Here is a 12,686-nt window from a genome sequence, read left to right on the forward strand (position 1 = left end):
TAAAATGATTTTTTCTCGCAGATTTGGCAGATTGAGCAGATAATTTATTTACAAAGTTTTAAAATTAAATCTGCTCAATCTGCGAGACATAAAAAAAAACTTTGCAACTCTGCGCGACTAATTCATTCCAGTTTAAATAGCTTTTTATTCAATCGGTATTCGTAAATATTCCCCTTTAAAATTCTGGTTCAGCACTGTCATTTCGATTGGAATATTTAAACCATCAGGAATCACTTCAATCGAAGCTTTTCCGTTTGCCATCCGGATGGATTCGCTTCCGGTTGGTGTTCCCTGGCTTTTCATTGTTTTGCCACCTTTTAGGCATTGGAAATATACGCTTTCTTCATAATCTAAACAACGTAAATTGTTGTTATCTATCGCAATAGCCGTTACAAGATAATTTCCGTTCTTTAATTTTTGGGAAGATAATTGTAACGAAACTGCGGATTCATTTTTAGTAAAACGATAATTTACTTTTAAAGTATCCGAAACCGTTTTGCCGTCTTTATTTTTTCCAATGGCGATTAAAATGTTTTCCCCTTTTTTGAAGTTAACGTCCCAGGTTAGGCCACAGGCCGGATAACTGGCGATATTTCGTTGTTTCTCACCAAGGGATTTTCCGTCGTGGTATAAAGTCACCTTTTCGCAATTGCTAAAGACGCTTAGGATTCTGGGCGTATTTTCAGGGCCCTGGCGTTCTGTCCAGGTATGCGATTCGATGTAAGTAAAAGGTTCGTCGCTCCAGTAACTTTTAAAAACATAATACGCATCTTTTGGAACTCCGTTTCGGTCCACCAGTCCTTTTTGGTTCATGTACGGAATATCATCTTCCGGACGCAGCGGCGTTGCAAAATCCTTGAATGCCCATTGAACATTACCCACAAACGTTGGATCATTCTCGGATATATGCAAATGCCAGTCGAATAAATCAACAATATAATTTTCGCTCCAGTCGCCAATTTGGGCAATATTGGCCACTTTTGTCTGTACAATGGCTTCTTCCCAGCCTTCTGCTTTTATGATATTTTCGCCTGTAACCGGATTTTCGCTGTGACGGCCCACATGACTGTCGCCGCCATATTCGGCATGGATAAAATGTTTGTATTCTTTCTTATACACATCAATTGCTTTTTGATAGCTTTTATAACTTCCGGAATACCAGCCCGACCAGATAGAAGGGGAGAAGACGTCTACAGTCTGCGAGCCTTCATAGTATTTTCGGATCGCTGTTTTTCGGTTCGGATCCATTTTATGGGCGATATCGTTTAGCTCCGTCAGAAAAGCATTGGTCTTTTCGGTATTGTCTCCGTCAGGAAAGTCGGGAAGCCAGTTCATTTCATTTCCCAAAGACCAGATAATGATACTCGGGTGATTATAGTTCTGATTGATGATTTCCGCCAGCATGTTTCTGGTATTGGTTTTCCACAGGTCATCACCAATTCCGCCACGGCACCAGGGTAATTCATCCCACACCAAAAGACCAAGTTCATCACAGGCTTTATAGACTTCCGGATCTTGCGGGTAATGCGCCAGACGGACAAAATTAGCCCCCATTTTTTTTATGGATTCCATATCAGCACGATGTTGCGCATTGCTCATGGCAGCACCAACACCGGCTTGTTCTTCGTGTCGGTGTGTACCGCGAAGCAAGAGCCTTTTTCCGTTCAGGTAAAAAGGGCCATGATCTTTAAACTCAAACCATCGGAAACCTACTTTTTCATTGATACTGTCTTTTGCTTTGTTTTTTTCTGATAAAACAGCTGTTACGGTATATAAATTCGGTTTTTGGGTATCCCACAATTCCGGATTTTTGATGTTTTCGAATGTGATGGTAGTTGTTTTATTGGTAATCGAAACGGTTTTACCCGCTACTTTTTTTCCTTTAGGATCCTTAAGCGTGACTGTCAGGGAAAGATCTTTTGCATTGTCCGGATGTACGGTCGATGCGATGATTTGCAAAGAGGCTTTTTTCGCCGAGACTTCCGGAGTGGTAATTTTCAGGTTGTCGATATTGTTTTTGTATTTGGAAACCAGCCAGACATCGCGCGTAATCCCGCCATAGATAAAGAAATCACTTTTCTGGGACGGAATAATTTCAATGTCATAACTATTGTCCACCCGAACAAAAACAGCATTGTTTCCTTCTTTAATATAATTCGTAATATCGATGGTAAATCCAATATATCCGCCAATATGACCTCCGGCTTCTTTGCCGTTGACGTATACTTTCGTAGTCACATTCGCTCCTTCGAAATATAAAAAATACCGTTTATCAGGATCTATTTGTGCAATGTTGAGCTGTTTCTGATACCAGCTTGCATCACGCCTGTAACCGGGATTTAAGTCGGTGGCGTCTTCGCTGTTCCAGCTGTGCGGCAGATTTATTCCGGTCCAGTTCGCTGCTTTTTGGACATCGTTTAGGTTTGGAGTATTGTTTTCTAAATAAAGCCAGTGGTCATTGCTATTTGTTTTGGTACGCAAATCAGTAGTTGCCTGAGCAAAAAGACTGCCCAGGCAAAACTGAAAAACAAAAATGAAAGTAAAAAAAGAGCTATAGTGGTACGATTGTTTTCTCATAAGTTATAAGTCTTTTTTTCTTAATAATGCTTCCAGGAAATAGTAATCGGCATAAATTATGGGTTCATCAATTTCGTCTTTCTTAGGCCAGTTTCCTGTGCTGTGATCTAAAATAAAAGGCGCATTGATTTTAGGGTTTACAATATAGTTGTCTGACTGTAAAGTCCTGATTACCTTTTCGGCGTAGGTCAGGTAACTTTTGTTTTGGGTATAGCCATAAAGTTCATATAAAGCAGAAGCCATAACGGTTGCGGCAGAAACATCACGTGCTGCATTTGGAATCGAGGGATCTTTAAAATCCCAATACGGAATTCCGTCTTCCGGCAGGTTTTGGTTTGTAATGAAAAACTGTGCTGTTGCTTCGGCCTGTTTCAGGTAGGCCGGATCTTTGGTATATCGGTACGACATGGTAAAACCGTACACCGCCCAGGCTTGTCCGCGTGCCCAGACGGAATCGTCATTATATCCCTGAAGCGTGGTTTTCTTTCTCACAGCTCCGGTATCAGGATTATAATCGATGACGTGATAACAACTGTTGTCTGCCCTAAATTGATTTTTCAGTGTGGTATTGGCATGCTTTACCGCGATGTCGTGATACTTTTTATTGCCGGATAATTTGGTCGCCTCAAAAAGTAGTTCAAGGTTCATCATATTATCAATAATCACAGGATATTCCCAAATGTCTTTGTTGAAATCCCAGGAACGGATCGCTCCGGTTTTTTCATTAAATCGGGTACACAACGTTTCGGCTCCTTTGATGATAACATTTTGGTACTCCGATTTGTTTTCGACTTTTAAGGCTTCGCCAAAAGCGCAGTACACTTTAAAACCAACATCATGAGAACCGCTGTTCACGCTTTCTTTTTTACTGAAAGGCGTCCACTTTTCAGCCTGTTTTCTGTATTCGGAATTGCCTGTCAATCGATACAGCTGCCATAAGTTTCCGGCAAAAAAACCACTGGTCCAATCTCGCGAAGGTACTTTCTTTATGAGATTGGATTTCAGGTTCATGCTGCGCGGCATGGACAGGGAATCAACAGGATATTCCAGCATCATTTTGTAACGGGTTTCAAGAAGAGTGCTGGCGGTTGCAGACGTATTTTTTGTTTGGGAATTAATTCCGGATTTGCACGCTGTTGCCAGCAATGCAAACCCAAGAATTAAAGTAAAAAAACTAACTTTATTCATACTAATTAATCTAATGTTTAGTAACCCGGATTGTTTGGTTTTAAATTAGGATTGATGGCCAGTTCCGTTCCCGGTAAGGCAAAAAGGTAATCCCTGTTCGGATCAAAATTGGCATGAGGCTCAAAACCAGCCGGACCAAATACTTCAGGACCGTTTTTCAGTCTTTTAATGTCATACCATCTGATGTATTCAAAGGCAAATTCGAGTCTTCTTTCATTGATTACCATTTTTCTGAAATCCACCTGGGACAATCCCGGAGTTACATTCGCAGGAAAAGAAACTTGTTTTCCGGCTTTGTTTCGGGCTCTTGCCAGAACCCTGTTTACATAACCGTCCGCTTCTGAGGTTCCCGGAGTAATTTCGTTTAAGGCTTCGGCAGCGGTCAGCAATACTTCGGCGTAACGCATTGTGATGTAATTGTGCTGTGAAGTTCTTCCGTTGGCACCGGCTTTTCCCGGAAAACGAAAGTATTTGGCAATATGCGGACGAGGTGCTTTTTCGTTATCACTTGAAGGATAAACCTGCAAAGAACCACCCGGGCCTGTTTTCTTTCTGATGATGGTATCAAAACTTACTGCTCTTCTGTAATCTCGCTGATCCCAGTCGTTAAAAACTTTCAAAGCAGGTACCGCTACAGAAAACCCCTGACCGTAGCTGTAACTGTCATCTTTTAAGGAACCCGTAAAAAACGCAGTATAGTCCTGACCGTAGTTTCCGGATACTAAGTTATTGAAATCAATGGTGAACAACGGTTCTTTCAATGCCGCTGCTTTATTGGCATTAAACAAATCCTGAAAATCAGCATCCAGTCCCAATCCGAATTTTGCTTCGTTGGTAATAACATATTTCGCTTCATCGTATGCTTTCTGGTATTGGCCTAACGTCAGGTATACAGAAGCGAGATAACCTGCCGCTGTTCCTTTTCCCGGAACGGCTTTTACCTTTGGTTTATCGTCCAGCCATTTTTTGGCAAATTCCAGATCTTCAATTATTTTGGCATAGACTACAGCCTCTTTGGTTCGGCTTAATTTATCGACCTGTGAAACTTCATTTACGGCAAAATCAATATACGGAACGTCCCCAAAGATGCGTACCAGATGATAATACGTAAAAGCTCTTGCGAAATAGGCCTGTGCTACAATTGCGTTTACTTTTGCAGGATCACCCGGTGTTTTTTTCGCACCTTCAATCGCCTGATTGGCCGCGGCAATAATGATATAGGATTGTGGCCAGAAGTTCGCCACAAGCGCATTGGTATCATTCATCTTAAAGTCGTTGACATCGATTCTCGCGGCCTGAGTCGTTCTGTCGCCAATATCGGCCATGTCGTCTCTGAGCATCAGTGCAATTGTAAATTCCCTTCCCCAGTAATTATTGTGGGCAATGTTGGCAAAACTTCCGTTTACAGCTGCCTGTAAGTCGTCTGTATTGTTAAAAAAGTTAGCGGGACGAATGATTCCAACCGGATGTTCTTCTAGATCAGAGCATCCAAAGGCGAATATTCCCAAGAAAAGAAAAGCTATATATTTTTTCATAATGTGTTGTATTAGACTAAAATTTAATATTAAATCCGAACGTAAAAGTTTTCACATTTGGATAACTTCCATATTCCAGACCCAGATTCGTATTGCTTCTGGCATTACTGTCATTCAGATAACTGGTCTCCGGATCTGATCCCGGATAATCGGTAATCGTCCAGATGTTTTGTGCACTGATGTAAAAACGAACTTTGCTCAGTCCCATTTTAGAAACAATTTTTTCACTTAAACTGTATCCTATAGAGATATTTTTCAGACGGATATAACTCGCATCATACACAAATCTTGAGGTAACCCTTTTGGTTCTTGCCGCGTTGGCTGGAACGTTGGTATCGGTGTTGGTTGGTGTCCAGGCGTCTAAAACTTCTGTGGTAGCATTATTGTTTCCGGAAGCCAGCTCCATCAAGGTATAATTTAAGACCTGATTGCCTTCTGAACCCTGGAAGAAGATATTTAAATCTAAATTTTTATATGTGAAATCATTGTTCAGACCGAAGATGAAATCAGGATTCGGATTACCAATTATCGTTTTATCGTTGGAATCTAATTTTCCGTCACCGTTTACATCTTTGAATTTTTCACCGCCCGCAGTGGTTTCGAAGTTACCCGGAAGCGCTGTTTCTCCTTGTTGCAATACACCGTCATAAATAAATCCGAAGAAAGAACCCACCGGTTGTCCCACTCTAAGAATCTGGGATTCTGTTGCCAGGAAATGCCCCGGCGTCGAGTTGATCAGAAGGTCTTTGTTATCAGCTAATTTCAATACTTTATTTTTGTTAGAAGAAATATTAAAACTGGTCGACCAGGTGAAATCGGCTCCGATAAAGTTTTTCGAATTAATTCCCAATTCCCAGCCTTTGTTTTCCAACTCACCAACATTCTGAAGCTGAGATCCAATTCCTGAAACTCCCGGTAAAGGTCTGTTGAACAGCAAATCTTTGGTAATCGTTTTATAATAATCGGCTGTCAGGCTTATTCTGTTGTCAAACAAACCTAAATCAATTCCGTAATCCTGCTGATAGGAAGTTTCCCATTTCAGATTTGGATTGTCTAATGATGTTAATTGCACCGCATTGACAATTACGTCACCGCTCACATCGTAAATTTCAGAGAACCTGGAAAGGGTAGAATAGGCACCGATGGAAGGATTTCCGGTAGCACCATAACTCGCTCTCAGTTTTAGGTTTGAAATGATTTTACTGTCTTTTAAAAACTGTTCTTTGCTGATATTCCAGCCAATCGCTCCCGAAGGGAAAGTTCCGTATTTGTAGTTTTCACTAAAGCTCGAAGAACCATCACGTCTGGCTGTAAACGTTAGCAAATATTTATCATCATAATCAAAGTTTAACCTTCCAAATGCAGAAATCAGTTCTGTTTCTGACAAAGAGGAATCCGGTTTTAGGAAAACCGTTCCGGCTCCTAAATTATGATACGAATTGGTATTGGTCAGAAATCCTCTTGAAGCGGCAAAAGAGCTTTCGTTTTTATTCTTTTGGTACGAATACCCTCCAAGAACCGTCAGGATTCCTTTAGAAATGATTTCTTTTTTATACGTCAGGTAATTTTCTGTCAGGAAAGAGGAATTTCTGTTGTTGTTGACAGAAGCTTCTCCTTTGATATTTTTTCCTGCAATTAAAGTGGACGGAAGGAATCTTCCTGTCTGTGAATTAGAATCGGATAAGCCTAAAGTAGTTTTGAATTCAAGATCTTTTGTGATTTTATAGTTGGCAAAGAAATTATTTCTGCTGACCACCGAAACTGTTTCCAGAATATTGTCCATCGCTGTTGCGTACGGATTATCGATATCGTCACCAATCGGAGCCGTAGAGGTGTAACTGCCGTCTGCTTTATATATTCCTAAATCAGGCATAAAACGGTAGGCTGCCGCAATAACACCTGCCGCTCCTGTACCACCGGCACCGGTCTGGGAGATAATTCCTTCTTTGTTTTGCTTGCTTTGAAAAGTATTCAGTCCGACTTTAAGCCTGTCCGTTAAGTCCGCTTCCAGATTGCTTACGATCGAATATTTATCTATTCCGGAATTGATAACTACTCCGTTTTGGTTGAAATAATTCCCGGATACATAATATTTGATTTTATCGGATCCGCCTGAAAAAGACAGCGCCGTATTCGAAACCAGTCCGTCACGGTAAATGACATCCTGCCAGTCCGTATCTGCCGGTCCTTGTGTATGCGTCGTAAAACTTTTTCGGTATGCGGCAAACTGATCTGCATTCAGTAAATGCAATTTATTGTTTACCGATTGTGTCGAAGTCGAATTGCTGAATTCAATTACCGGTTTTCCGGGTTTTCCTTTTTTGGTCGTTACCATGATCACTCCGTTGGACCCTCTTGATCCGTAGATCGCCGTTGCCGAAGCATCTTTTAAAACTTCAATAGAAGCAATATCCTGAGGTGCTGGCATCGAAACACCTGCAAAACCGTCGACTACAATAAGGGCATCTCCACTGGCATTGATAGACGTTCCTCCACGAACCCTGATTTTAACAGGAGCTCCCGGCTCACCACCATTATTCGACTGAACGGCTACACCCGCAGCGCGTCCCTGTAAAGCCTGTTCTGCATTTAATAAAGGATAAGCAGTAAGTTCTTTTGCTGTGACAGAAGACACAGAACCGGTAATATCACTCTTTTTACGGGTACCGTAACCCACTACAATTACTTCTTCAAGGTTTTTGGTATCGGGTTTCAGGCTGATATTGATCACGGTTTTGTTTCCGACCGGAATTTCAACAGTCTGGTATCCGACAAAGTTAAAAACAAGGACTGCATTTTTTTCCGAAACAAAAACAGAGTAATTTCCGTCCATATCTGAACTGCCTCCCACAGACGATCCTTTGACATAAACATTGGCACCGGGAAGCCCGAGCAAGTCTTCACTGGAAGTGATTTTTCCGGTGACTTTTCTCTCCTGTGCATTCACAATAATGTTTCCCAGTAAAAAGACTACCAGAAAACACCATTTAAGCGACTTAATTTTTTGGTTTGTAAACATTCATTTTTGGTTTAAGGTTAATGTTAGATCAAATAAAAAAGCAATAAACTCATTCCGATTATCAGAATCATAAACAGAATCTGCAGTAATATGAATTTTGTTTTTTTGAATTTCATACGACAAATGTATACGCCGAAAACGATATAGAAGTACAAAAAAGGGTATCTAAAAATACAGATACCCTTTTTTAAGCCTTGAAAACAGTGGATTTTTTATAGTATGGAGAGCGGTTTTGAAAATTTGTCAGCAAATTGTGACGGAGTTTCCCCATATCTTTTCTGGAAACATTTACTGAAGTATTTCGGATTGTTGAAACCGACTTTATAACTTACTTCTGAAACGTTTAATTTATTTTGTTCTAATAACTGGGCGGCACGTTTTAACCGTATCTCATGGATGAATTCGTTTGGCGTAAAGTTCGTCCAGGCTTTTACTTTTAAAAATAACATCGTGCGGCTCACCCCTAATTCGGAACAGAAAAACGGAATGTCAAACTGCTCGTTCGAGATATTGTCTTCTACTATTTTGAATGCCTTTTTTAATAATTCCTCATCCAGTGAAGAAACCGTTATTTCGGATGGCACAAAACTGTCTTGACTGGAAAACCTTGCTTTTAATCTTTCGGTGGAATTCAGCAGGTTTTTGACCCGGAGTTTAAATTCAGTCAGATTGAAAGGCTTACTGATATAATCGTCAGCACCGCTTTCGAGGCCTTCAAATTTATAGACCAGAGATGATCTCGAAGTCAGTAAGATGACCGGAATATGACTGGTTTTTAAATTTTCTTTTATTCTCGAACACAGTTCTGTACCCACCATTTCCGGCATAATGACATCGCTGATTATTAAATTCGGAACATGGCGCAGGGCTTTTTCCAGAGCCGTTTTCCCATTGTCGGCCACCATAATATTGTAGTCTTTTTTGAGGAGATTTTTCATGAAGTTCCGCAACACCTTATGATCTTCAACGATAAGGATAGTTGGTTTTTCGGCATTCACGACGAAATCATCAATATCCTCGGGTTCAGTAGCTTCACCGGTTTCCAGTTGGGCGGTGTATTGTTCGATATCATCACTTATTCTGAAATCCTGGATAATTTCTTCTTCCTGCAGATGTGCCCTGCCCATCGGAAGTGTCACGGTAAAAATAACGCCTTCTGATTTTTTATTGACCACATCGATGGTTCCTTTATGCAGTTTTACAATGTTTTTCACGATCGACAAACCAATTCCGGTTCCTTTATTGTAGTTTTTCTGTACGTTGTTGTGCATCGGAATTTCAAAAAACAAATCGAAAATTTTATCGATATGCTGCTCGGCAATTCCAACTCCTGAATCTTCCACGGCAATGAAAAGGTTCTCGTGATCGTGATTGATTTTAATATGGATACTGCCGCCTTTTGGCGTATAACGGAAGGCGTTTGAAATCAGATTGTAAAAAACTCGTTCTAATTTATAGCGGTCAAAGTACACCAGAATTTCCTCTTCTTCCGCTTCAAAAGTATAATCGTAGCCACCGTCTTTGGCATATTCAATAAAAGACAAAAAGATTTCCCGGGTAAATTTGACGATATTTCCGTTGGCGGATTCGAGTGTGACCTGATGGTTTTCGAGTTTCCTGAAATCCATTAAGCGGTTGATCAGGCTTAACAGATGGTTGGCACTTCCTTCGATGACCAGCAGTTTTTTGTACATTTCGTTTGTTCCGTTATAATCGGCCAGTATTTGTTGTAAAGGGCCAAGAATCAGCGTTAAGGGTGTCCGGAACTCATGCGAAATGTTGGTAAAGAAATCCAGTTTTGCCCGATTGTTTTCTTCGATACGTTTGGTTTCGAGGTATTCCAGTTCTAATTTTTGTTTCAGTCTGGCTTTCGATTTGATAATCCAGATTAAACCGTATAAGGCAAGACCAATCAAGAGGCCATACAACAAAAAAGCCCACACACTGCGCCACGGAGCCGGATTTACCGTAACCGTCAGGGTAGTGGGAGTGGAGTTCCAGACGCCGTCATTGTTGGCGCCTTTGACTTCAAAAACATAGGTTCCGGGATTCTGAATGGCAAAGATCGCTTCGCTGTTTTTGGTGATCGTCCAGTTGTTTTCAAGGCCAATTAAACGATAACTGTACTGATTGTTTTTAGACCGGATGTAATTGGGAATGGCAAAACTGATCGAAAAATTAGCTTTGTCATAATCCAGGGTAATGTCTTTGGTATACCCGATGCTTTTGGCTAAAATTGCTGCCGGATCATTAGGTTGAATGGTCTGGTTTTTAATTTTCAGATTGGTAATTAAAACCTGAGGGGCATAGGTGTTGATCGATATTTTTCCGGCATCAAAATAAGTCGCACCGGAGGGACTGCCAAAGTAGAATTTATTCGAGTCCAGTTTTAAGGAAGAATTGTCATTGAATTCGTTGCTCGCCAGACCATCTTTCTGGTCGTACAGTACCACTTTTTTCTGAGTAATGCTATATTTTATAATGCCCTGATTGGTGCTGATCCATAAGTTTTTATCATCATCTTCCAAAATGGAATGTATAGAAGTGATAATCGTATTTCCGGCTCTTAAATTGACTCTGTTGAATTTTTTTCCATCAAAATAATGCAGCCCTTTTGCTTTGGTTCCGACCCAGATTTTGTTCTGGCTGTCCTGAAACAACGTAAGAATATCGTCTCCCGATAAGGACGCATTGTCAAAAAAGTAATGTTTTACGGCATATTGTCCGGGTTTGAAAGTATTCAGGGGAATGCAATTCAGGCCATTTTGAGTGCCTACCCAAAGCATGTTTTTTTTGTCGATCAGCAGGGTTCGAATGATATTGTTGGTCAGGAAGCTGGCTTTTGCGGTATCGTTTCCGATGATGGTAAAGGTTTTGTCAGTCGAATTGTAGCGGATCAGGCCTTTTCCAAAAGTGCCGATCCAGACGATTCCACTGGCAGCTGTTTTGATCGAATAAACACCGGTTTCTTTTAATAATTCCTGTAATTCCGGACTGATGCGGTGGTCTTCAATTCTTTTCGAAAGCGTATTGTAAGCCGATAGCCCTTTAGAAAAAGTACCAATCCACAATATGTTATCGGCAGAAAGCGACATCGATTTGATATCATTTTTGTTGTACTGTCCGGTTTTGCTGTTGATATAACTGGTCGCTGCGGTATTGGGATTATAAATAGTTATTCCGCCGCCTTCGGTACCAAAATAGATGTTTTTATTTTTGTCTGTAATGATCGAACTGACTACGTCAAAACTCATTGGAATCTTTTTGGAATTCTGGTTGTAATTCGAAAAATTGACATTCGAAACATCCCAGATATTCACACCTTTGTAATAACAGCCAATCCATACGGAACCTTTTTTATCTACAAAAACCGATTTTACCTTGTCAATTCCGTTGTTATTGTTCGTGTTATTGATTTTCTCCAGACTTTTGTCTTTGCCGTAAATATAAATTCCGTCATAAGCGCCGATCCACAAAGCACCTTCGTTGTCAATAGCAAGAGAACGGATATCGGTATGGATTTCGCGGTATTTTTCATTTGGTAGAAAAGAAACAAAGCGAAGGGTCACCTCGTCCATTTTTAAAAGCCCTTTATTTTTGGTGCCAATCCATAAATTGCCTTGTGCGTCTTCTGCAATGGCTTGTACATTCAGGAGGTCTGTCTGATTTAACGGATAGTTTTGAAAGGATAATTTTCCGTTTTTACGGCTGGTCAGTTTGCACAAACCCTTTGTGGTTCCAACCCAGATGACTCCTTTTTTAGTTTTTAAAACACTAAGAATATTGTTGCTCGCTAAAGTGGAAGTATCTGTATCGGAATGAAAAACGGAAGTAAAAAGCTTTGTTTTTTTGTTGAAAATACTCAGTCCTTTTGAAGTACCAAACCAAAGCTCTTCTCCAATTTCCCTGATGCACCATACGGCATTACTGCTGATGGTATGGTTCGTGTTGTTGTGGAGGTATCTTTTGAATGTATTCGAAACCGGATCATAGCAATTCAGTCCGTTGTACGTTCCCACCCATATTTTTCCGGCATTGTCTTCTTCTATATCCAGAATATCATTGTTGCTGATCGTTGCTTTATCAGTAACATCATTTCTGAAAACGGTAAACTTACTGCCGTCATATTTATTGAGTCCGTCCCGCGTTCCGAACCACATTTGCCCCAATTTATCCTGATGGATAGCAATAACGGAACTTTGCGAAAGCCCGTCGGTCGTGGAGATATTTTTGAGGCGGTATTTATTCTGGGAAAACAAATTCCCAGTAATAAAAACAAAAAACAGAAAGACTATCTTGTATTTCATAGCTTTTTTTTTAGGTGCAAAGGTTCATAGCTGCAAAGGTTCTTAGGTTCTAAGGTTTAG

5 protein-coding genes are annotated in these 12,686 nt (G+C 40.6%); all 5 read right to left on the reverse strand.

What is annotated here, in order from left to right; genetic code table 11:
* Positions 1-144 precede the first annotated feature (144 nt).
* Entirely contained in the window at positions 145-2,577 is a 2,433-nt protein-coding gene (locus LPB89_RS17020; RefSeq protein ID WP_230702886.1) for a glycoside hydrolase family 2 TIM barrel-domain containing protein, read from the reverse strand.
* A gap of 3 nt (positions 2,578-2,580) precedes the next feature.
* Positions 2,581-3,765 carry a glycoside hydrolase family 88 protein gene (locus LPB89_RS17025; RefSeq protein WP_230702887.1) on the reverse strand — a complete coding sequence of 395 codons (1,185 nt, stop codon included), beginning with the start codon at positions 3,763-3,765 and terminating at the stop codon, positions 2,581-2,583.
* 17 nt (positions 3,766-3,782) lie between these two features.
* On the reverse strand, positions 3,783-5,300 hold the full coding sequence (locus tag LPB89_RS17030) for a RagB/SusD family nutrient uptake outer membrane protein (protein WP_230702888.1): 1,518 nt from the start codon (positions 5,298-5,300) through the stop codon (positions 3,783-3,785).
* A 16-nt stretch (positions 5,301-5,316) separates the two neighbouring features.
* The gene (locus LPB89_RS17035) at positions 5,317-8,319 is read right to left on the reverse strand and encodes a TonB-dependent receptor (RefSeq protein ID WP_230702889.1); all 3,003 of its coding nucleotides are present in this window, start codon (positions 8,317-8,319) and stop codon (positions 5,317-5,319) included.
* A gap of 212 nt (positions 8,320-8,531) precedes the next feature.
* On the reverse strand, positions 8,532-12,626 hold the full coding sequence (locus LPB89_RS17040; RefSeq protein WP_230702890.1) for a two-component regulator propeller domain-containing protein: 4,095 nt from the start codon (positions 12,624-12,626) through the stop codon (positions 8,532-8,534).
* Positions 12,627-12,686 lie beyond the last annotated feature (60 nt).

The organism is Flavobacterium sp. ENC (assembly GCF_020991415.1).
Lineage (GTDB): Bacteria > Bacteroidota > Bacteroidia > Flavobacteriales > Flavobacteriaceae > Flavobacterium.

What these genes read in the sequence shown, in the direction of transcription:
- LPB89_RS17020 (WP_230702886.1), bottom strand. Translation starts at nt 2,577, where the DNA reads ATGAGAAAACAATCGTACCACTATAGCTCTTTTTTTACTTTCATTTTT.
- LPB89_RS17025 (WP_230702887.1), bottom strand. Translation starts at nt 3,765, where the DNA reads ATGAATAAAGTTAGTTTTTTTACTTTAATTCTTGGGTTTGCATTGCTG.
- LPB89_RS17030 (WP_230702888.1), bottom strand. Translation starts at nt 5,300, where the DNA reads ATGAAAAAATATATAGCTTTTCTTTTCTTGGGAATATTCGCCTTTGGA.
- LPB89_RS17035 (WP_230702889.1), bottom strand. Translation starts at nt 8,319, where the DNA reads ATGTTTACAAACCAAAAAATTAAGTCGCTTAAATGGTGTTTTCTGGTA.
- LPB89_RS17040 (WP_230702890.1), bottom strand. Translation starts at nt 12,626, where the DNA reads ATGAAATACAAGATAGTCTTTCTGTTTTTTGTTTTTATTACTGGGAAT.